Raw genomic sequence first — 20,870 nt, forward strand, 5'->3', positions numbered from 1 at the left:
CCATAAATTTTTCATATTTTTTCACGTAATTGTTTCAATATCCTCTTTTCCATTCTGGAAACCTGTACCTGAGAGATTCCAAGTTTTTTTCCAACCTCTGATTGTGTCTCATTCTGAAAATAACGAAGATAGATCAACTGTCTCTCATCTTTATCCAGGCTCTCCAACAGTTGCTGGAGAAGCATTCGGTTTAAGATGCCTTCCTCTCTTTCTTCCTGTTCTTCCAGCTTGTCCAAAAGCAATATTTCATTTCCGTCTTTCTGGTAAATGGTTTTGTGTAAAGACTCCACCTCATTGGATGATTCCATGGCCATCATCAAGTCCTCTTTGTCAATCCCAAGCTGACCTGACAATTCTTCGATCGTCGGCTCCCTGTTCCATTTCATCCGGAAACTCTCTTTTGCCTGGTAGGCTTTATAAGAAATCTCTTTCAAGGATCTGCTCACCTTTATCATACCGTCATCTCTTAAAAACCTTTTGATCTCCCCGGAAATCATGGGCACTGCATACGTGGAAAACTTGACATCATACTGCAGATCAAACTTGTCGATCGCCTTCAAAAGTCCAATGCTGCCAATCTGAAATAAGTCTTCCGCCTCCGCCCCTCTGCCGTAGAATCTTTTGACAATGCACCATACAAGCCCTACGTTTTCTTCCACCAGCTGTGCCCGCGCTGTTTCATCCCCTTCGTGGCTTCTTTGAATCAGAGCGGCTGTGTGGTCCATAGTTCCCTCCCTTTTCCAATTTCCTTCTTCATTTTTACGGTTGTGCCCTCTCCCACTTTGGATATGACTTCCAGTTCATCCATAAATGCCTCCATAAATGCAAATCCCATACCCGAACGTTCCAGCTCTGGCTTTGTGGTGAACATGGGCTCCATTGCTTTTTCCACATCCAAAATTCCCTTTCCTTTGTCTTCCACCTCTATCCAGATGCTCTTTCCTTCCAGGCGGCAGGAAATTTTTATTTTATGTACTTCTTCCTCATATCCATGGATAATGGCATTGGTGACTGCCTCCGAGACAGCAGTTTTTACATCTGACACCTCCTCCAGTGTCGGATTGAGCTGCGTCATAAAAGAGGACACCGCAACCCTTGCAAAGCCTTCGTTTATCGAACGGCTGTCAAAAATAATCTCCATTTCATTCGTGTTTTTCATCTCACTTCTTCCTCCTCACACACATGAATATATTTCCCTACTCCGGACATCAAAAGCGTCTTCTTTAGTCTCTCGCTTACGTGTACTGCCCAGATTTCTCCTCCTATAATGCTCAGCAGGCGATATCTGCCCATGATAACTCCTATTCCCGAGCTGTCCATAAAATCTGTGTTTTTAAAATCAAAAATCATATGTTTGATATGCTTTTTCTGAATCAACTTGTCTGCATCCTGTTTGATTTTTTCTGAGCTGTAATGGTCCACCTCTTTTGGCATAAATACAGTCAGACAGTTCTCCTGAATCTGATACTCCATTTTGTTTCCCCCTTAAATTTCGGTATATTTTCCCCTCTTTTTAAACACCTTACTGTGGCGTTCATATCCTTCCCGGAAGGCTTATTTTCATATGGGAATGTCAGCCGGACTTCCCCGTATGAAAACAAAAAGAGCTATGATTTCTTTCATAGCTCTTGTACTTTCTACTGCTGTCCCTGCGCCTGGTCTTGTGTATTTCCCGCAGTACCGGCATTGTTATTCTGTGTATTTGCATTGAGTTCATCCAGTGCTTCCTGCGCCTCCCTGGCCGCATCTGTGTCAGGGAACAAGGTGATCACTTTGTTGTAATTTTCAATCGCTTTATCATTTTGTCCGTTTTTCGCATAACACTCTGCCAGAAGATTCAGTGCATCCCCATCCAGATATGTCTCCTGCAGAGCAACCACATCCTCAAGTGTGGTGATCGCAGTCTCATAATCTTCCGCATTGTAGGAACGCTTTGCACTTCTGTAATTCTTCTGAAGAATAGGTTCGACAATGGATACATGAAGCTCATCATACAATTTTTTTGCTTCTTCGCCCAAAACATCTGCATTGACTGCCTTAAGATTCTTGGCAAGCGTTGTGTTGCCGTATCTTCTTGAGTCATAGTCATCATTTACCTTCAAGAGTGCCTCATAGCTTTCCTTTGTCTTCTCTGCGTCCTGCTGTGCTGCCTTTGCGGCCTCACTTTCTTTTCTGTACTCCTCCAGTTCCTGCTGCATCGCATTGATCTGAGACTTCTGCGTTGCGATCTTTTCGCTGTATGTCTTGTCCCTTTGGTTTGCCTTCTCAGCTTTTGACTGATCCACTGCAGGCACGATCAAAAACCAGACAACTGCAGCCCCTACCAAAAGACCGATGAGCATATTCAAAACTGCCGAGCCAAGAGTCCTCTCTTTCAGAGAAGTCTTTGCCGGCTGGATGATCGTCTCATTTCCAAGATTATAGCTTATGGCTTCCTGTTTTTCTCTTTCTTCTTTCATCTTCTCCGCTTTTTTCGCATACATGCGGTTGAGTTCATGCATGTATCGAAGTGTCATCTCATTTGTAGTGTCCAGTTTGTTTGCTCTTTTTAAAACCTGCCTTGCCTTTGCATACTGTCCTGTGTGCATCAGCAGAAGTCCTAAAAGCTGGTGAGCCTTTAAAAAGGATGGCTGTTCTGCCGTCACCTTTTTAAGCTGGAGAATCGCCAGATCCTCTCCGCCCTGATCACAGGATACCAAACATTGGTTGTACTTTTTCACAGCCTGATCGACTGCCTCAAGCTCCGATGCATTCTCCTGCACTTTTGTGATAAAATACTCGGCAAGATTGTCGTCTGTCTTTAAATTCTTGCTGATGATCCATTCCACAAGCGCCTCCATCACTTCGCCTCTGCCAAAGTACACAAGACCCAAAAGGTTTCTTGCGTCAATATTGGCGCGGTTGTACTGGAGACTCCTCTTAAGAGCAATCACAGCCCCGGATAAATCTCTGATATTTGCTTTCTTTAATCCATCATTGTACCAGTAATTTGACTGGTTTCTTAATTTTTTCGTGTAATCCACCCCGGTATCACCCACAATCTATCTACTCCTTTGTCTGCTGTTGCTGCATCATTTCACGCAGAATATCCGTCATGTCCGTAAGGTCTTCCTGATACACTGCGTCCTCAATATCTTCCACTTCCAGACTTGGCTTAAATTTCTTTAATTCTTCCTCAAAATTCAACATGGAAATTTTCCTCCTGCAATCGCTTTTTTATCATCCCTACAAGATACAATGAGCCAAGACAATATACTACGCCATCCTCTCCGCTTCTTTCTTGTGCTGCCTTCAGCGCGTTGTCCAAGTCGTTCTCTGCCACGACCTCCCTGTCTGTATACTTTTCAAACACGTTTTTTAACTCTTCTGCCAAAACACATCTTTCATCTTTGATCGTTGTCACGACATAAGCCCTTGCCGGCAGTTTTTCACATAGTATGCGGATCATCTCTTCGTAATTTTTGTCCTTTACTGCTGAAAAGAGAAGAACCCTCTTCTTTCCTGCATCTTTTCCTGCACAGACACTTTCCACAAAGCCCTCTACAGCACCCGGATTGTGGGCGCCGTCCACGATAATTCCTTTTCTTATCTCTTCCATACGGCCCTCCCAGTGTACATGCTCCAAAGCCTGTTTCCAGACCTCTATATGTTTCACTTTTGGCTGCAGCATCCACACAAAAGCCTCAAGCGCCAATGCGGCATTCATAGCCTGATAAGGAGCTGGATTGGAAAGTCTCCATACAACATCTTCATAATACGCATTTGCCATAGAAAATGCAATATGACTTTCTTTTGTTTCTGTGATTTTATACGCACATTTCGAGATTTCTCTACAAGGTGCTCCCATTTCTACTGCTTTTTTACGAATTACTCCAAGAGCCTCCTCTTTGCTCGAGCCATCCAGGATAAGCGGAACTCCTGCTTTTATAATTCCAGCCTTCTCTTCCGCAATTTTTGCCAGTGTATCCCCAAGAATATCCGTATGATCCAGGCTGATGGAAGTGATGATTGTCATCTCCAAAGACTCCACAGCATTTGTTGCATCCAGCCTTCCTCCAAGCCCGGTCTCTAAAATCACATATTCCACATCCTTTTTTCGAAAGGTTTCCATTGCCATGGCAAAAAGAAACTCAAAAAAGGTCGCGTGCTTTTTCCCTTCTCTGTGCATATCCATGACTGCCGAATAAACTGTTTCAAATGCATTGAGAAATTCTTCGCCGGAGACCTCTTTTCCATTGACACGGATCCGCTCTTTCATGGAGACAATGTGAGGGGATGTAAAAAGCCCGACACGCCTGCCTTCCGATAAGAGCAAAGATTGCAGATAGGCACAAACGGAACCTTTTCCGTTTGTGCCTGCCACATGAATCACTTTCTTCTCTTTCTGAGGATCACCAAGCCTTGCGAGCAGTTCCTTTGTATGCTCCAAAGGATTCTTTGATGTAAATTTTGGAATTTCCAGAATATATTTTTCTGCCTCCTTATAATTCATCGTCTTCCCCTTTCCTATCTTGGATACATATCCTCCCAGCTGATTCTCTCTTCCGGTGGTTTTGCATTGTTCTCCTCCAGTTTGCTGTTCCACTCATCGTCTGGTTTTTCCACTAAAGCATTGTTCTGGTACAGATAATTTTTCGAGGAACGGAAAACAGTATTGCTCGAACCCACCTGCTTGATGCTGATGACATCCCCCTCGTTTAAGGTGATATCCTCCAGCTCAATTCTCGTATTGTTTAAAAATTTTGCACTCTGTTTTTCTCCATTTACATAAACCTTGCTGGATTTTGTAAAGTTCTCTCCATACAGGCTGTAGCTGCCGTCCATCTCCGGCACAATGGAATTTAATGAAACGTCCTTGACTCCCATCTGCATATAGTTTCCAATATCCGGACTCTTCTCATCATACACATACTCTTTTCCGTAAAGGATATCATACTGCAAAAGCTCCAGGTCGGAAAGATAATCCTTTGTCTTTCTTCTGTCCTGATGATAGTTGAACACTGTTCCTGTGTGAATGTCCAGCCTGTCAAAAACATCTGCCATGATCTGATAGGACGGAATATTCCGGTTCTCTTTTTTCAGTCCGATATTGTCCCAGATCACATAGTTTGTATTGTAAAGATACCTGCTCTTTAAGTCTTTTACAGAAAGCCCCATCGTCGGGAGGTGGTCTCCGTAGAAGACGACAACTGTCGGCTCATCCCGCTTTTCAATCTCACTGATCAGCCTTCCGGCAAAAGCGTCCATCTCATAAACCTGGTTCACATAGTATTCCCATTTATTCTTCAGCCCTTCATCCTCGATTCCGGTGACCTTGATCTCCGGGTTCTCCAAAATCTGCTCTGTCGGATACTCACCATGTCCTTGCACGCTGACGCAGAACACAAAATCCTGCTGCTTTGTCGTATTCATGGAATCCAAAATACAATCCACAAGAATGTCGTCCTTTGCCCATCCGTTTTCTGTGTACTGCAGAATATTCATAAACTCTTTGCTCGTAAAAGAATCAAATCCGATATGGTTGAATACCTTTGCCCTGCTGTAGAAATTTCCTCCGTTATTGTGGATCGCATGTGTGCCATATCCAAGGGACTTTAAAGCAGAGGCAGCACTTTCACACGAATTATCTTTTAACACAGTTTTGTATGGATATTCCCCTGGTCCAAAATATCGAAGATTCATTCCTGTCAAAACCTCAAATTCTGTGTTCGCTGTTCCCGCACCAACAGAAGGTACTTTAAAATATCCGCTTGAATATTCTTTAAACATTTTGCGAAGATTCGGTATCGGATCCTTGGAAGTCTCGAAGAACTCTGCCTCCGAAGGATCAAAAAACGATTCCAGCTGTACAAAAATAATGTTCGGCGTCTCCTCTGGAAACTCTCCCTGGCTCGTAAGCTTTCCATTTTGGCTGATCCTCTCCATAGTCTCTTTTCCGTAGCCGTTTGGCTCATTGATGCCTGTGTTAAATAGACTGGTACTAAAACAGTACGGAAGGCCATAGTCCTCATATGCAAACGCAATATTTCCAAAATAAGTAGAGATCACCCGGTTGTCCACCGCTGCTTTTGTCACAAAGCTGTAGAGTCCGAACCACACAAACACGCCCACAAGGGCAAGGATGCGGTGCATTTTCCCTTTATACTGTCCTCCTCTTCTCCACATGGCAATGACCCATATGATAACAGCGACAAGTCCGACTGCCAAAGTGATCAGCTCCTGCACTGAAAAATAATTCGTAAAAAGCGAAAGTCCTTCCTTCCAAGTCTTCAGATCCTGAGCATTGAAAGGCGTTACCCTCTTAAGCAGCATGTATCCATTGCACACTCCGATAGCCAGCCAGATGACACTGATGATGATTCTCGTAAAGACACGTCTTCTGACAAGATAGACAATGGAAAACGTAACAAATATGAAAAATGCATTGTACAAAAATACCCATGGACTCTTTGTCATGTAATCCCATGCCTTAAAAAACGAGTGCCTGGAGATCACTTCAATGACAAAATTCAAAAGACAGGCCAGTACAAAATGAAGGATCAGCGAAATCCGGTTCATGATCTTGTATACCTTCTGCATTTTCTTCGCAAAAGCTGTGTTTCTTCTCGCCTCCAGAATCCTCTCCCTTCGCTCTTTTCTCTCCCTGAAATGTCTTTTGATATCTTCCCTTTTCAAATGCCTCAGTTTTTGTAATGACCCTTTGATATTGGGCTTTTTAATATGAATATGTTTCATCTATGAACCTCTCCCGGGCTTACCAACAGATACTCCCCTATTTCTGCAGCTGTGCAAGTCTTTCTTTGACTTGATTCATCATCTGTGTGTAAGTCTCCAATTTCTCTTTTTCTTCCTTAATTTTTGTTTCCGGTGCTTTACTCATAAATTTCTCATTACTCAACATTCCATTTACACGTGCAAGTTCTTTTACAAGTCTTGCCTCTTCTTTTTTCAGTCGCTCAATCTCCTGTTCAAAGTCGATAAGCTCTTCCAAAGGCACATACACAGTAGCATCAGGAACGACAATGGATACCGCATCCTCGGAAATTCCATCTTTGTTTTCCTTAACCTCCATGCCAGATGCACTCATCAGTCCACAAGCGGATTCCTTCACACTCTCCAAACCTGCTCCAAGCTCTTTGTCAGCACACACCACATATACATTTGCTTTTCTGCTCGGCGGCACATTCATCTCAGCGCGCGCATTTCGAACTCCTCTGATGACTTCTTTCATATGATCCATGATCGTCTCCGCCTCTTCATAATGGCAGGACTCCTCGTATACCGGCCATGTGGACATCATCAAAGATTCTTCCTCCGGCACAAGCGCTCCATAAATCTCCTCTGTCACAAACGGCATGAACGGGTGAAGCAGTTTCAGTGCATCCGCCAATACTGTCTTCAATGTGTAAAGCGCTGCATTTGCCGCTGCCGGATTTTCATCTGAATGGTAGATTGGATATTTTGCCAACTCAATATACCAGTCACAGAATTCATCCCAAATAAAGTCATATACTTTCTGAACCGCAATTCCAAGTTCGAATTTATCCATGTTTTCGGTCACTTCTTTTGTCAGGGTATTCACCTTGGAAGTGATCCATTTATCCACTGAAGAAAGCTCCTCTTCCAGCGGCTTTCTGATCTTTCTGCCCTCCATATTCATCATGATAAATCTGGATGCATTCCACACTTTGTTTGCAAAGTTTCTGCTGTTTTCCACTCTTTCTTCGTAGAAACGCATATCATTTCCCGGCGCATTTCCGGTCACGATCGTAAGACGCAGCGCATCTGCTCCGTATTTATCAATGACTTCCAGAGGATCGATGCCATTTCCCAAAGACTTGCTCATCTTTCTTCCCTGGGAATCTCTGATAAGTCCGTGGATAAATACTGTATGGAACGGGGATTTTCCTGTGTGGGCATATCCGGAAAATACCATACGGATCACCCAGAAGAAAATGATATCGTATCCTGTCACAAGCACATCCGTTGGATAGAAATAATCGTAATCCTCTGTCTTTTCCGGCCATCCAAGCGTGGAGAACGGCCACAGAGCGGAGCTGAACCATGTATCCAGCGTATCCTCATCCTGTGTAAAGTGTTCGCATCCACAGTGAGGGCATTTCTTTGGCATTTCTCTGGCCACTACAAACTCACCGCACTCGTCACAGTAGTAAGCAGGGATTCTGTGTCCCCACCAAATCTGTCTGGAAATACACCAGTCTCTGATATTCTCCAGCCAGTGCAGGTAAATCTTATTGAACCGCTCCGGCACAAATCTCAATTCACCTTTCTCCAATGCCTCAATCGCAGGTTTTGCCAGCTCTTCCATCTTGACAAACCACTGCTGCTTGATAAGAGGCTCTACTGTCGTCCCGCATCTGTCGTGCGTTCCTACATTGTGAGAGTAGTCTTCTACTTTTACAAGATAGCCCTGCTCCTCTAAGTCTTTTACCATCTCTTTTCTTGCTTCGTATCTGTCCATGCCTGCATACTTTCCGCCAAGCTCATTGATGGTCGCATCATCGTTCATGATGTTGATCTCAGGCAGGTTATGTCGTTTCCCAATCTCAAAGTCATTCGGGTCGTGGGCCGGGGTTACCTTCATGGCTCCAGTTCCAAACTCTTTATCCACATAAGCGTCCGCGATGATCGGGATCTCTTTGTTTACAAGCGGCAGAAGAGCCATCTTTCCGACAATGTCCTTGTATCTTTCATCGTCCGGATGAACAACGATCGCAGTATCTCCAAGCATGGTTTCCGGTCTTGTTGTTGCGATCACAAGGTAACGGTCTGTTCCCACCACCGGATATTTGATATGCCAGAAATGTCCTGCCTGCTCCTCGTGTTCCACCTCCGCATCAGAAAGGGACGTTTTGCACACCGGACACCAGTTGATGATTCTGGATCCTTTGTAAATATATCCTTTCTCATACAGACGGATGAAGACTTCCTCCACTGCTTTGGAACATCCCTCGTCCATTGTAAAACGTTCTCTGTCCCAATCACAGGATACACCCAGCTTTTTGAGCTGTGCCTCAATAGTGCCTGCATACTCTTCCTTCCACTGCCATGTTCTTTCCAGGAATCCTTCCCTTCCCAGCTCTTTTTTGTCAATGCCCTCTTCTTTGAGCTGGTTTGTCACCTTTACTTCCGTGGAAATAGCTGCGTGGTCTGTCCCCGGGATCCACAAAGCATTATAGCCCTGCATTCTTTTATAGCGGATCAGAATATCCTGCAGCGTATTGTCAAATGCATGCCCCATATGCAGTTTGCCCGTAATATTCGGTGGAGGCATCACGGTTGTAAACGGTTTTTTGCTCCTGTCCACTTCAGCGTGAAAATATTTCTTCTCACACCATTTTTCATATAATTTTGGTTCAATCTCTTTTGGATTGTACGTTTTTTCCAAATGTCTGCTCATGGCATCCTCCTTATATTTTTCCTCATAAAGTACACTTTTTAGGCGGACTTGAAAGAATTTTCTGAAATAAAAAGCCCTTTACATCACTGTAAAGGGCGAATCTTCCGCGGTACCACCTTTATTATATAGAAACAAAATTTCCATACTTCTCTATGGTCCGTTAACGGGAACCATCCGTGACATCTTACTTTCCTTGTAACACATGGACTTTTCAGACATCCGGCTCCAAAGCTACCTTCCGCCCAACCTGCTTGCAGCCACCTTTCAGCCAGGGATGGCATTCTCTTTCAAGGGTTTACAACGTACTCCTCTTTTTCATCGCCTTATACCATAAATGTTAAACAAATGTTAACTAATGATAGTTTATTCTCCGGTTTTCTCTTTGTCAAGGAAATTAAATAATCTTTATAAATCCTTAAGGAAATCTATAGAGCCTCCTCATCAAACTCCACGACCACCTCAAATCCTCTTGGCGTATCCTTCACCTCATACACAGTCCCCTCACTGTTTTTTATCCTCTGATGACTCCTGAAGATTCCTGACATGGCCACGGATGGCTCGATCACATAGCTGTACAGTGTGCCGTTTGCCCTCTCCGTAATCTGAACATGATCGCCCTTTTTCACAAGTCCCGGACGCTCCATTCTGAATTCCTCGTAACGCATTCTGACTCCTTCTTTCTCTACCTAATTTGCACGTTTATATTTTGTGAATAAAATATCATGATTCACCATTGTGTAGAACATTTCTTTCATCTTTTCGTAAGACAACCCGGGAATCCCCATCAGCCACATCATCTTTGTGATCACGGCCTCCAATGTCATGTCGTAGGATTCCATCATGTCAAAATCCTGTTTTACTTTCTTTCCCACTTCATAGACTGTCATGTTGCTTCCTTCATTGGCAACCTGTGTGGCCATCACCACGACTTTTCCTTTTTCCCTCCAGGCATCCATCTGTTCATAAAACTCCTCGGTAATGCTTTCTGGTATTCCCCCCACTCCGAAACTTTCTATGACAATACAGTCATAGTGCTCAAACAAATAGGACAGCATGTGCGCCCGCATTCCCGGGATCATCTTCAAAACAAACACGCTCTCCTTCATGTCTTTATAAAAACGCACGGGTTCCCTGTATGGAATAACCGGAATATAGCGGATGATATGTCCGTCCTGGATCACAGCCGGATATGGAAAATTAATGCTGGAAAATGCATTGTAGCTTTTTGCCCGATCTTTCTTTGCTCTTGTCCCCACGATCACTTTCCCGTCAAACACAATGTTCACATCCTGAGATTCATCGTCCGCAGCGTAGATAAAGCTGTCCAAAAGATTTGTCTTTGCATCTGTCACATCCATATTGATCGGTTTCTGTGCCCCTGTGATCACGATCGGTTTTGAGGAATACTGGATCATATAGGACAATGCCGCAGCTGTGTACGCTAACGTATCCGTACCGTGACAGATTACGAATCCTCCGTAGTCCTTATAATTCTCCTCAATTGTCCGCACCATCAGTTTCCAGTGCTTTGGGGTCACATTTGTACTGTCAATATTACAGATCTGAATGGCATCCACCTCGCAAACATCTTTCACCTGCGGAATATAAGATAACACATCCTCTGAGGATAACCCTGGAGCCAGGCCCTTATCTGTCTGCCTGCACGCAATGGTCCCTCCTGTACCAATCATCAAAATCCGTTTCATACTTATCTCCTTCTTCCTGTACTCTGCATCTTAGTATATCATTAACCATTGCATTTTACAAAACTTTGTGATACACTACATGCGAATTATGAAACAGATTGGAGATGAAAGGATGTATACAATTTCCTGCTAATTTTTATGGCACAATCAAAACAGACGGATTCCTCTTTTGACAAAAGAGCTGTTTTATTGTGCCCGCAGGAAAGTATACATTCCAGGATTCTTTTGAGAAGGGCATAGCATGCTCTCCAAATGGACTGCCAGAATACTTTTCTGCGGTCCATTTTTATTTTTGAAAATAATGTTAATGATTGAAAAATGGGAGGGATTCTATTGTCTATGATACAAATTTCAAATTTATCGTTTTCCTATGAGACAAGCGGGGACTCTATTTTTGACCATGTGTCCCTTTGTCTCCACACAGACTGGAAACTTGGCCTGATCGGCCGCAACGGACGGGGAAAAACTACACTTTTTCGCCTTCTTCTCGGAGAATTTCCCTACAGTGGCACCCTTTCTTCATCCGTGGAATTTTCCTATTTTCCGTATGAGGTGCCTGACAAGACAAAATATACGTATGAGATCATTGAACAGATCTACCCTGACTACGAACACTGGCGTCTTGTGAAAGAATTTCATCTTCTGCATCTTTCGGAAAATGTGCTGTACCGAACCTTTGAAATGCTTAGTTTTGGAGAGCAGACTAAGGTTTTGCTCGCCATCTTATTTTTGCGGGAAAACCGTTTTCTCCTGATCGATGAACCAACCAATCATCTGGATGAGGAGGCCCGAGAGTTGATCGCCAGGTATCTGAATACGAAAAAAGGATTTATACTCGTATCCCATGACAGAAAATTTCTCGACACCTGTATTGATCATGTCCTTTACATCAACAAAAAGACCATCGGCATCCAGCAGGGAAATTTTTCTTCCTGGTATGAAAACAAACTCAAACATGAACAATTTGAGACTGCCGAAAACGCAAAACTCAAAAAAGAGATCAGGCACTTAAAAGAGGCTGCCACCAGAACAGCCGGATGGTCTAATGAGGTGGAGAAGACAAAATATGCCACCCAAAATGGCGGGCTGCGCCCTGACAGGGGATACATCGGACACAAAGCGGCCAAAATGATGAAACGTTCCAAGTCCATTGAAAAACGCCGGCAAACTGCATACGAAGAAAAGGCTGCTCTTTTTCAGGATTTAGAAAGTGCGGATGACCTGAAACTTTCGCCTCTGATCTTTCACCATGAAAGGCTGCTGTCCCTTGTGGATGTCTCCCTTTCCTACGGAAAACATACTGTGCTGGAGCATTTCTTTTTGGAGCTTAACAAAGGAGAGCGCGTCTGCCTTGACGGGCCAAATGGCTGCGGAAAATCCACGGTGTTCCGCCTTATCTTAAAAGACCTTGTTCCGTCTTTTGGATGTGTGACCACTGCCGGCGGACTTAAGATTTCCTATGTGCCGCAAAATGCAGACTTCTTAATGGGACCCTTAAAGGACTATGCCGCGGATTGTGGAATTGACATCAGCCTCTTTTTCACCATTCTCAGAAAACTTGGTTTTGCCCGCTCACAGTTTGAAAAACAGATGGAACAGTTCAGCGCAGGGCAAAAGAAAAAAGTGCTGCTCGCAAAAAGTCTTTGCGAATCAGCACATCTTTACCTGTGGGATGAGCCACTTAATTATCTTGATATTTTTTCCAGGATCCAGCTTGAAGAACTGCTGGTCAAATATGAACCCACACTGCTTTTCATTGAACATGACAGCTATTTTCAGGAAAAAATCGCGACAAGGATCATTTCTTTTTCATAGCCTTAAGCTGGTAGGATTTTACTCTTACTGTGTTTGTGTCATTCTCCCGAACATTGACGCTCCATTCCTTCATATCCGTGGAGTGCAGATCATTATCTGCACTCCAATATTTCCAAGGGAAATAGTAATCTGTAGTGCCGTAGGTGGAGATATCCAGCATATACATACCGCGCTCCATCTCACACCACATCACGCAGGAGTCCTGAGGTTTGCCTATGCGTTTCCAGAATGGAATCTTATACCCACTCCACGCGCATTTTTTGATGGTGTCCCCAAGGCGGTAGGATGACGTACAGTAATGGTATAATCCATGCTGCTCTTTAAACAAATGTTCCGGACGGCTGTCCACCTTAATTTCATCCTGATACCGGAATGTCCGATTGATACCGAGCAGCTCGTTGAGCGCCGGCGCAAACAACGCCCATGTGGTACGGTTGAAAGCAAAATCTATACACTGCAGTGCTCCGTCTTTCCATACGAACATATCAATCCTGCTATACAGAAGTTCTGTCACATGAGCAATATAGACTACCATCTCCCGCGTCAGACTGTATTTTTGTATTCCAGATGCCGCTAAATCCTTTAGGATCAACACCTCTCCATCTCTGACACAGAGTAAATATTCATAATACGATTTTCGGTACGGGAGTTTGGGAACTTTCACGATATAGTCCCTACTTCCCTCTTCCTTCCATCCTGACAGGAATTCCCTGTATTTTTCCGGAATATCCTCTTTTTTTTCCAACTCCAACGGCCAGTCATTCAATGTCGGAGTGTGATTGATCCTAAGCCAGCTCATCTTTCATCTTCCTTTCCTTAAATCTTACTCCATTTCGCGGATAATTTTTCGGATTGGCAAGATAAATGTCGGAGAAACAGAGAGTTCATCCACTCCCATCTCCACAAACCGTTTTGTCAATGTCATATCCGCGCCGAGTTCGCCGCAGATTCCTGCCCAGATTCCTGCTTTGTGGGCATTATCCACAACCATCTGAATCATGCGCAACACTGCTTCATGGTGAGAATCATAGAAATCATCCAATTTTGCATTCTGCCTGTCAATCGCCAGCGTGTACTGGGTCAAATCGTTTGTTCCGATACTGAAGAAGTCCACTTCTTTTGCCAGTTCTTCGCTGATCATGACGGCTGCAGGTGTCTCGATCATGATCCCCTGCTCGACATCCTTAAACGGAATCCCTTCTTCTTTCAGTTCCGCTTTCACCTGATCCACGATTTCTTTTATCTTCTTCACTTCACTCACTGAGATGATCATCGGGTACATCACAGAAATCGTACCATATACACTTGCTCTGAGAAGCGCGCGCAGCTGTGTGCGGAAAATTTCCGGCTGTGTCAGGCAGATACGGATTGCACGATAACCCATAGCCGGGTTTTCTTCATGTTCCATATTAAAGTAATCCACCTGTTTATCTGCACCGATATCCAATGTTCGAATAATTACCTTCTTTCCCGCCATGTTCTGGGCAACGGTCTTGTAAATCTGGAACTGTTCTTCCTCTGTCGGAAATGTATCTTTCTCCAGATAGATAAATTCACTTCTGAAAAGTCCGATTCCGCCGGCATCATTTTGGAGGACAGACGCAACATCGGAGAGATTACCAATATTTGCATACAGGTTCATCTTGCGTCCGCTCTTTGTCTCAGTCGGTTTTCCTTTGAGTTCTTTGAGCATTGCTCTCTGTTTTAATTCCTCTTCTTTTTCCGCACGGTATTTTTCCAATGTCTCCTCGTCCGGATCGATCAAAAGACAGCCCTTCTTGCCGTCCACGATTGCCATTTTTCCATCCATATCTTCTGTATAATCCACATTGATCAGTGCCGGAATATTCATCGTACGCGCAAGAATTGCCGTATGTGAATTAGAGGAACCAAACTTTGTCACAAATGCAAGCACTTTGCTCTTGTCCATCTGTACTGTTTCGCTTGGCGCCAGATCGTCCGCCACCACGATGACCGGTTCATCACTCTCCACATCGTTGTCATCTTTTCCCATCAAAATGCGGATAACACGTTCAGAGATGTCTTTTACATCCGCAGCTCTTGCCTTCATATACTCATCATCCATTGCAGAAAACATTGCAGAAAAATTATCCCCTGTGGATGCAACTGCATACTCTGCGTTTACGTTCTCCGTTTCGATCATATTGTAGATAGACTCCATATATCCATCGTCATCCAGCATCATCTGATGTACCTCAAAAATAGCTGCTCCTGACTCGCCCACTTCCTGTACTGCTTTCTCATACAGTTTCTGCAGTTGTTCCACTGCCCTTCTTTTGGCAGCTTTTACACGCTGTTTCTCAGCCTCTACATCCTCCACTTTCCATCTGCGTATACTCTGATCCGCTTTTTTCAACACGGATATTTTTCCGATAGCAATACCGGAAAATACAACTTTACCTTCTAACATTTTCATACCGAATGCCCGCCTTCCTGCGTATTTTTTCTCAACGCCAGATCACCGGATGCTCTTCCATCCGGCGGCTATACGTCTCAATCCCTCCTGTTTAGGGATACTTAAGTGAAAGCCTGAATGGAGCAGCTCCATTCAGGCTTTTATCTTTAACAACAATAGAAACAATTGGTTCTACTGCCTGTTACCAGTCAAATCTCTTACAGATTATTTTCAAAAAACGCCTTGATTACCTCTGCGTCTGCAGTTTCATTCTCACCTTCAATTGTCACAGTAACTTCATCTCCGCATTTTACAGCAAGTCCCATAATCCCAAAGATCATTTTTGCATTTCCGGATTTCTCACCTTTTTTGATCGTCACTGTGCTTGACAGTTTTGCCACTTCTTTTACAAGCATTCCTGCCGGCCTTGCGTGAATTCCAAGTTCGTCTTTGATTACATAGTTGAATGATACCATTGTATATTCCCTCCTACACCTGAATAAATTTCATACTTTCTGTATTTTTTCTAATTTAACTTTATTTTTATTATGCACAAAGTTTTGCCACTTGTCAAATCTTACCTTGAAGAATCGGTATTTTTTTCGTTTTAAATTTTACTACACACAAAAACAAAGCTCCTATCTGCTCTCGCCGAAATTCTTTTGCACAAGAATGCAATATTCCTCATAGGCCGGGATTCCTGAAAACCGTTCACAAAGGGCGTCTCTGACTCCTTTATAATACCATCCGATCATGTCTTTATCCTTCATCCGAAATCTATCCCACAACTTTTCCCCGCACACAGGATAATCTCTGTTGATATCTCTCATATTAGACAGCTTGTCCGCAAGCCCTATCATCTGCATCTCAAAATCCGCATTTTTAAGCCGCTCGATCGTGGCACCTTTCCGCTCCACCCACGTCTTGGATTTATCTTCACTCTCCTGTACAACAAGGGATGCCACTCTGCTGCCAAATATCTGTGTCAACAGTTCTTCTGTCACACCCTCACAGTCCTCAATCGTATCATGCAGTACAGCTGCACTTATGACTTCCTCATCGGAAGTCATGGATGCCACAATGTCCCCGACCTCGATCGGATGTACAATGTACGGCCTCTTTGTCCCTTTTCTAAACTGTCCTTCATGAGCCTTTGTCGCAAATTCAATTGCCTTATCCACCATTCAAACGCCCTTCTCTCCTACAATCATCTTACGCACAGTCCCTGACACCAAAGCGGGCAAACCCGCTTCAACTCTCCCTTCTCCTCACTCTTGAGGGACTTTGGCACTTTGCGCGCCGCCGCAATACCGCTGAGCGGTAAATAACCTATTGCGGTGTGTGCATCCTGCCCGGAGTGTTTTTATTCTATAGGAAAGGCATAAGGACTCTCCTATAGAATAAAATAAAAAATGCTATAATAACATATCGTTATTATAGCATTTTTCCTTATCTGTCTCAATGTCACCTGGACATAAGTTTTGATTTTTTACTAGGCCACCGAAGAAAAAAGGATGATCAGCATAAAAATGATTCCTCCTGCGATAATCCCGTCCAGAATCTTCACCGGTATTTTTGCATCTCCATACAAACCGCCTTCTGCCTTTTTAAAGGTCAGCTCCGGCACCTCCTTCTCCGTTATCTCAATATCTTCCACTTCTATGTTTTTCTCCATCTCTTTCTCCATCTTGATCAGCCTCTCTTCATTATTTACGTACTAAGTATTTTCTCATGTCGATTGCACATGCAACAAGGATAATGATACCTTTGATGATGTAAATCATATTAACACTTACGCTCAAGAAGTTCAATCCTGTGAAGATAAGTTTCAGGATCAAAACACCAAGTACGATACCGCTGATCTTACCGATACCACCTACAAAAGATACACCACCGATAACGCAGGCAGCGATACCATCCAGCTCGTAGTTGAAACCTGTACTTGCAGAGTTAGAACCGATACGTGCTGCTTCAATGAAACCTGACAGACCGTACATAATACCTGCAAGAACGAATACTCCTGTGATCGTTCTGTTAACATTTACACCAGACACATTTGCTGCCTCTGGGTTGGAACCTACTGCAAACATATTTTTACCAAATGCTGTTTTGTTCCAGATCACCCACATCAAAGCAGTCAAAAGAATACCGTACAATACATACATTGGAACAGCTGTTCCACCGATCGTGAACAGTGTACCTTTAATGAAAGATGTATATCTTTCATCCAGACCGGAAATAGCCTGACCATTGTTATTTCCATTCATAAGGTAGATCAAAACGATTCCGTATAAGATCAACTGTGTAGCCAATGTTACGATGAATGGGTGAAGTCCAAATTTTGCAACCGAAAAACCGTTTACAAGACCTGCGATCGCACCAATTGCAACTACTGCAAGCAAAACAACGATAATCGGAATTTCCGGCAAATTTGGGAACATTTTGTTTGCATAATCTGACATCTGAAGTAAGGATGCAGATACACAGGCTGTCAACCCAACGCATCGACCAGCTGAAAGGTCAGTACCTGTCAATACGATCGTTCCGGCAACACCAAGTGCCAAAGGCATCGCTGCTGCGGAAAGTGATATAATGTTGATGATGGATGCAGGTGCCAGGAATCCTGGTGCCTGAATCTGAATATAGATGATCGCAATCACGATAAAGATGTAAAGAGAGTTGTTCAGCAAAGTCTCTTTCCAAAACCTTCTTTTATCTTTTGCGTCCATTGCTTTAATTTCTTGCATACGTGTCTTCATACGTCCAGCCATTTTCTCATTCCTCCCTATACATATTTTGCTGCATATGTCATGATTTCTTCCTGGTTTGTCTCTGCAGCGCTTACTTCTCCGGCAAGTCTACCGCCGGACATAACAAGAATTCTGTCACATACACCGAGAAGCTCCGGCATTTCGGAAGATACCATGATGACAGATTTTCCACGGTTAGCCAAATCAAGAATCAGCTGATAAATTTCATATTTCGCTCCAACGTCGATACCACGCGTAGGCTCATCGAGAAGAAGTACATCCGGGTCTGTCAAAAGCCATCTTCCAAGGATAACCTTCTGCTGGTTACCACCTGACAGAGAACGAATCTGTGTTTCCTGGGATGGAGTTTTGATCCTCATCGCGTTGATAGACCATGCAGTGTCTTCTTTCATCTTTCCGCTGCTGAGAAGACCTGCTTTATTCTTGTATTTCTTAAGGCTGGAAATAACCGTATTCTCCCGGATATTTCTGATCCCGAAAATACCAGTCGCTCTTCTTTCTTCTGTCAACAATGCGAAACCATTCTTGATGGATTCCACAGCATTTCTGTTCTTCACCTGTTTTCCATTCAGGTAAATTTCGCCTTCTTTTCTCGTAGCAACACCAAAAATGTTCTCCAATACTTCTGTACGGCCCGAACCGTCCAGTCCGGCGATTCCGAGCACCTCGCCCTTATGTAACTCAAATGATACATTTTTGATATGTGAATACATGGCTGTAAGTCCTTTTACCTGCAAAGCCACGTCTCCAATCTTGTTTTCCTTCGGAGGATATAAGTTTGTCAACTCACGACCTACCATCAGTTTGATGATCTCGTTCATCGTAAGTTCTTTTGCCGGTTTTGTGGCAATCCACTTACCATCTCGCATGACTGTGATGTCATCGGAAATCCTCAAAATTTCGTCCATTTTGTGAGAGATATAGATAATGCCACAACCTCTGTCTCTCAGCATATTGATAATTTTAAACAGATGCTCTACTTCCTTCTCTGTCAGCGAAGAAGTAGGTTCGTCAAATACAATGACTTTTGAGTGGAAAGATACTGCCTTTGCAATTTCAACCATCTGTCTTTGAGATACCGGCATGGTACTCATGATACGTTTTGGGTCAACATTTACTCCCAGCTCTTTGAACACATCCATCGTGTTTTTGTACATCTGTCTTTCAGAGGTGATCACTCCTCCGATTTTTGGGTAACGCCCGAGCCAGAGGTTATCCATTACATTTTGTTTCAGCGCCTGGTTCAACTCCTGGTGCACCATTGCCACACCACTCTCCAGCGCTTCTTTTGATGTCTTAAAATCGATTTCTTTTCCTTCCAGATAGATATGTCCGCTGTCTTTTTTGTACATGCCGAACAGACATTTCATCAATGTGGATTTTCCGGCACCGTTCTCGCCCATCAGTGCATGTACTGTACCTTTTCGCACTGTCAATGACACATTGTCCAGCGCTTTGACACCAGGAAATTCTTTACTGATGTCCTTCATCTCCAATAATACGTCGCTCATAGTTCACCTCTCCCTACCTTAGATATTTAAGGACGCAGGCTCCATCTAAATGGACGCTGCGTCCTTTGATTCTGCAATATATGCTGATTAAAACAAACTATTCTGCTTATTCTTCTCCAAGGTATGTCTGGTATGCGATACGAACTTTTGCAACGGATTCATCAATTGTATAATCATCCATTCCGTCTAACAAGTCTTTGTCGCCAAGACCATTCTGAGCGGATGTTGCGATAGCTTTTGCCATACCTTCAGCATCCTGTTTGATTGTACCAACCATCTGGCCTTTGGAAATCAAAGATTTCGCTGCATCTGTAGCGTCTACACCGAATACAGGGATTGTCTTGTCTCCGCCTTCTTTGTTGTATCCGACTGTCTGCAGAGCGGAAATAGCACCCTCAGCCATGTTGTCATTGTTACAGATAACAAGCTCGATCATGTTTCCGCTTGCATCGTTGTATTTTCCAAGTGCTGTTGCCATGTAGTCCTGAGCTGCTTTTGCAGACCACTGTCCATCCTGGTCAACCTGGTATTTGTTCGGGTTACTTGTATCATAGTATTCCAGTTTTGCTTTTCCGTTTTGTTCCAAAACTTTGTCAGCATCTTCTACAGAATACTGTGTTCTCATATTTGCCTCAGCGTTACCTTCCTGTCCTTTGAACATTGCATAGGAAATCTTTCCGTCTTTGTTCAGGTCAACTTTATCAAAGTTCTCAACAAGGTATTTACCGATCATATCACCCTGCATATGTCCTGCCTCAGCTGCATCTGTTCCAACGAAAGCACATTTGTCATATCCGTTTACAACTTCGTCAGAAACCTCACGGTTGAAGAAGATAACAGGTACATCTTTTTCTTTTGCAGCATTGATAATTGTGTTAGCTGCATCGTCAGATCCTGTCTCTACGATGTTTACTACAAGAAGGTCAGCTCCGCTTGACAATGCTGTCTGAACCTGCTCAGTCTGTGTCTGCTGCGTACCATTTCCATCATAGTCTGTGTACTTGATTCCAAGGTCTTCCCACTGTTTGTCAAGTGCTGTTCTTACTGTGGAAATATATGCATCACTGTAGCTGTAGTAAAATACATGTACATTTCCTGCGGACTTGCTGCCGCCATCTCCTCCGGATTTGTCTCCGCCGCTGCCACATCCAACAACTAAAGCTGCCGTCATCGCTGCAGCCAATAATACGCTAACTGCTTTTTTCATAATATGTCCTCCTTTTTGTTTAA

19 protein-coding genes and 1 other annotated feature are annotated in these 20,870 nt (G+C 43.6%); of the genes, 1 reads left to right on the forward strand and 18 read right to left on the reverse strand.

Annotated features, from left to right (window positions below; genetic code table 11):
- Positions 1–11: 11 nt before the first annotated feature.
- From sigF to B5F18_RS09335, 10 genes are all read right to left on the reverse strand, one after another.
- A complete protein-coding gene (sigF, locus tag B5F18_RS09295; RefSeq protein WP_087157390.1) occupies positions 12–725 on the reverse strand; it encodes an RNA polymerase sporulation sigma factor SigF in 714 nt (237 codons plus the stop codon).
- Positions 704–1,159 carry an anti-sigma F factor gene (gene spoIIAB, locus B5F18_RS09300; protein ID WP_087157391.1) on the reverse strand — a complete coding sequence of 152 codons (456 nt, stop codon included), beginning with the start codon at positions 1,157–1,159 and terminating at the stop codon, positions 704–706. Before spoIIAB ends, sigF begins: the two co-directional genes overlap by 22 nt.
- Positions 1,156–1,473 carry an STAS domain-containing protein gene (locus tag B5F18_RS09305; protein ID WP_087157392.1) on the reverse strand — a complete coding sequence of 106 codons (318 nt, stop codon included), beginning with the start codon at positions 1,471–1,473 and terminating at the stop codon, positions 1,156–1,158. The genes spoIIAB and B5F18_RS09305 overlap by 4 nt, the downstream gene beginning before the upstream one ends.
- Positions 1,474–1,637: 164 nt before the next feature.
- The gene (locus B5F18_RS09310) at positions 1,638–3,038 is read right to left on the reverse strand and encodes a tetratricopeptide repeat protein (protein WP_242955836.1); all 1,401 of its coding nucleotides are present in this window, start codon (positions 3,036–3,038) and stop codon (positions 1,638–1,640) included.
- Positions 3,039–3,045: 7 nt separating this feature from the next.
- Positions 3,046–3,189 carry a hypothetical protein gene (locus B5F18_RS12625; RefSeq protein WP_204217101.1) on the reverse strand — a complete coding sequence of 48 codons (144 nt, stop codon included), beginning with the start codon at positions 3,187–3,189 and terminating at the stop codon, positions 3,046–3,048.
- Positions 3,176–4,492, reverse strand: coding sequence for a bifunctional folylpolyglutamate synthase/dihydrofolate synthase (locus B5F18_RS09315; protein WP_087157393.1), 1,317 nt, complete (start codon positions 4,490–4,492; stop codon positions 3,176–3,178). The genes B5F18_RS12625 and B5F18_RS09315 overlap by 14 nt, the downstream gene beginning before the upstream one ends.
- 14 nt (positions 4,493–4,506) lie before the next feature.
- Complete coding sequence (locus B5F18_RS09320; protein ID WP_087157394.1) at positions 4,507–6,735, reverse strand: LTA synthase family protein; 2,229 nt, start codon at positions 6,733–6,735, stop codon at positions 4,507–4,509.
- A 37-nt stretch (positions 6,736–6,772) separates the two neighbouring features.
- Entirely contained in the window at positions 6,773–9,421 is a 2,649-nt protein-coding gene (locus B5F18_RS09325) for a valine--tRNA ligase (RefSeq protein ID WP_087157395.1), read from the reverse strand.
- Between the two features lie 88 nt (positions 9,422–9,509).
- Positions 9,510–9,749, reverse strand: a binding site (T-box leader).
- A 97-nt stretch (positions 9,750–9,846) separates the two neighbouring features.
- On the reverse strand, positions 9,847–10,086 hold the full coding sequence (locus B5F18_RS09330) for a hypothetical protein (protein ID WP_087157396.1): 240 nt from the start codon (positions 10,084–10,086) through the stop codon (positions 9,847–9,849).
- Between the two features lie 21 nt (positions 10,087–10,107).
- Positions 10,108–11,127, reverse strand: coding sequence for an asparaginase (locus B5F18_RS09335; RefSeq protein WP_087157397.1), 1,020 nt, complete (start codon positions 11,125–11,127; stop codon positions 10,108–10,110).
- Positions 11,128–11,460: 333 nt separating this feature from the next.
- On the opposite strand from B5F18_RS09335, the gene abc-f reads away from it, so the two are divergent.
- Positions 11,461–12,942, forward strand: a complete 1,482-nt coding sequence (gene abc-f, locus B5F18_RS09340; RefSeq protein WP_087157398.1) for a ribosomal protection-like ABC-F family protein — start codon at positions 11,461–11,463, stop codon at positions 12,940–12,942.
- Here abc-f and B5F18_RS09345 read toward each other — a convergent pair.
- From B5F18_RS09345 to B5F18_RS09380, 8 genes are all read right to left on the reverse strand, one after another.
- Positions 12,926–13,741: a hypothetical protein gene (locus tag B5F18_RS09345; RefSeq protein ID WP_087157399.1), complete on the reverse strand. Its 816-nt coding sequence runs from the start codon at positions 13,739–13,741 to the stop codon at positions 12,926–12,928. The two genes, abc-f and B5F18_RS09345, sit on opposite strands and share 17 nt — an antisense overlap.
- A 24-nt stretch (positions 13,742–13,765) precedes the next feature.
- Positions 13,766–15,379 carry a phosphoenolpyruvate--protein phosphotransferase gene (ptsP, locus tag B5F18_RS09350; protein WP_087157400.1) on the reverse strand — a complete coding sequence of 538 codons (1,614 nt, stop codon included), beginning with the start codon at positions 15,377–15,379 and terminating at the stop codon, positions 13,766–13,768.
- 197 nt (positions 15,380–15,576) lie between these two features.
- A complete protein-coding gene (locus B5F18_RS09355; RefSeq protein WP_087157401.1) occupies positions 15,577–15,834 on the reverse strand; it encodes an HPr family phosphocarrier protein in 258 nt (85 codons plus the stop codon).
- A gap of 162 nt (positions 15,835–15,996) precedes the next feature.
- Positions 15,997–16,542, reverse strand: coding sequence for an HD domain-containing protein (locus tag B5F18_RS09360; RefSeq protein ID WP_087157402.1), 546 nt, complete (start codon positions 16,540–16,542; stop codon positions 15,997–15,999).
- Between the two features lie 308 nt (positions 16,543–16,850).
- Positions 16,851–17,045, reverse strand: a complete 195-nt coding sequence (locus B5F18_RS09365) for a hypothetical protein (protein ID WP_087157403.1) — start codon at positions 17,043–17,045, stop codon at positions 16,851–16,853.
- A gap of 19 nt (positions 17,046–17,064) precedes the next feature.
- Positions 17,065–18,129, reverse strand: coding sequence for a galactose/methyl galactoside ABC transporter permease MglC (locus tag B5F18_RS09370; protein WP_242955837.1), 1,065 nt, complete (start codon positions 18,127–18,129; stop codon positions 17,065–17,067).
- Positions 18,130–18,143: 14 nt separating this feature from the next.
- Positions 18,144–19,640 carry a sugar ABC transporter ATP-binding protein gene (locus tag B5F18_RS09375; protein WP_087157404.1) on the reverse strand — a complete coding sequence of 499 codons (1,497 nt, stop codon included), beginning with the start codon at positions 19,638–19,640 and terminating at the stop codon, positions 18,144–18,146.
- Positions 19,641–19,746: 106 nt separating this feature from the next.
- A complete protein-coding gene (locus B5F18_RS09380; RefSeq protein ID WP_087157405.1) occupies positions 19,747–20,847 on the reverse strand; it encodes a galactose ABC transporter substrate-binding protein in 1,101 nt (366 codons plus the stop codon).
- Between the last annotated feature and the right edge of the window lie 23 nt (positions 20,848–20,870).

This window comes from Lachnoclostridium sp. An181, assembly GCF_002160325.1.
Taxonomy (GTDB): Bacteria; Bacillota; Clostridia; order Lachnospirales; family Lachnospiraceae; genus An181.

What these genes read in the sequence shown, in the direction of transcription:
- sigF (WP_087157390.1), bottom strand. Translation starts at nt 725, where the DNA reads ATGGACCACACAGCCGCTCTGATTCAAAGAAGCCACGAAGGGGATGAA.
- spoIIAB (WP_087157391.1), bottom strand. Translation starts at nt 1,159, where the DNA reads ATGAAAAACACGAATGAAATGGAGATTATTTTTGACAGCCGTTCGATA.
- B5F18_RS09305 (WP_087157392.1), bottom strand. Translation starts at nt 1,473, where the DNA reads ATGGAGTATCAGATTCAGGAGAACTGTCTGACTGTATTTATGCCAAAA.
- B5F18_RS12625 (WP_204217101.1), bottom strand. Translation starts at nt 3,189, where the DNA reads ATGTTGAATTTTGAGGAAGAATTAAAGAAATTTAAGCCAAGTCTGGAA.
- B5F18_RS09315 (WP_087157393.1), bottom strand. Translation starts at nt 4,492, where the DNA reads ATGAATTATAAGGAGGCAGAAAAATATATTCTGGAAATTCCAAAATTT.
- B5F18_RS09320 (WP_087157394.1), bottom strand. Translation starts at nt 6,735, where the DNA reads ATGAAACATATTCATATTAAAAAGCCCAATATCAAAGGGTCATTACAA.
- B5F18_RS09325 (WP_087157395.1), bottom strand. Translation starts at nt 9,421, where the DNA reads ATGAGCAGACATTTGGAAAAAACGTACAATCCAAAAGAGATTGAACCA.
- B5F18_RS09330 (WP_087157396.1), bottom strand. Translation starts at nt 10,086, where the DNA reads ATGCGTTACGAGGAATTCAGAATGGAGCGTCCGGGACTTGTGAAAAAG.
- B5F18_RS09335 (WP_087157397.1), bottom strand. Translation starts at nt 11,127, where the DNA reads ATGAAACGGATTTTGATGATTGGTACAGGAGGGACCATTGCGTGCAGG.
- B5F18_RS09345 (WP_087157399.1), bottom strand. Translation starts at nt 13,741, where the DNA reads ATGAGCTGGCTTAGGATCAATCACACTCCGACATTGAATGACTGGCCG.
- ptsP (WP_087157400.1), bottom strand. Translation starts at nt 15,379, where the DNA reads ATGAAAATGTTAGAAGGTAAAGTTGTATTTTCCGGTATTGCTATCGGA.
- B5F18_RS09355 (WP_087157401.1), bottom strand. Translation starts at nt 15,834, where the DNA reads ATGGTATCATTCAACTATGTAATCAAAGACGAACTTGGAATTCACGCA.
- B5F18_RS09360 (WP_087157402.1), bottom strand. Translation starts at nt 16,542, where the DNA reads ATGGTGGATAAGGCAATTGAATTTGCGACAAAGGCTCATGAAGGACAG.
- B5F18_RS09365 (WP_087157403.1), bottom strand. Translation starts at nt 17,045, where the DNA reads ATGGAGAAAGAGATGGAGAAAAACATAGAAGTGGAAGATATTGAGATA.
- B5F18_RS09370 (WP_242955837.1), bottom strand. Translation starts at nt 18,129, where the DNA reads ATGGCTGGACGTATGAAGACACGTATGCAAGAAATTAAAGCAATGGAC.
- B5F18_RS09375 (WP_087157404.1), bottom strand. Translation starts at nt 19,640, where the DNA reads ATGAGCGACGTATTATTGGAGATGAAGGACATCAGTAAAGAATTTCCT.
- B5F18_RS09380 (WP_087157405.1), bottom strand. Translation starts at nt 20,847, where the DNA reads ATGAAAAAAGCAGTTAGCGTATTATTGGCTGCAGCGATGACGGCAGCT.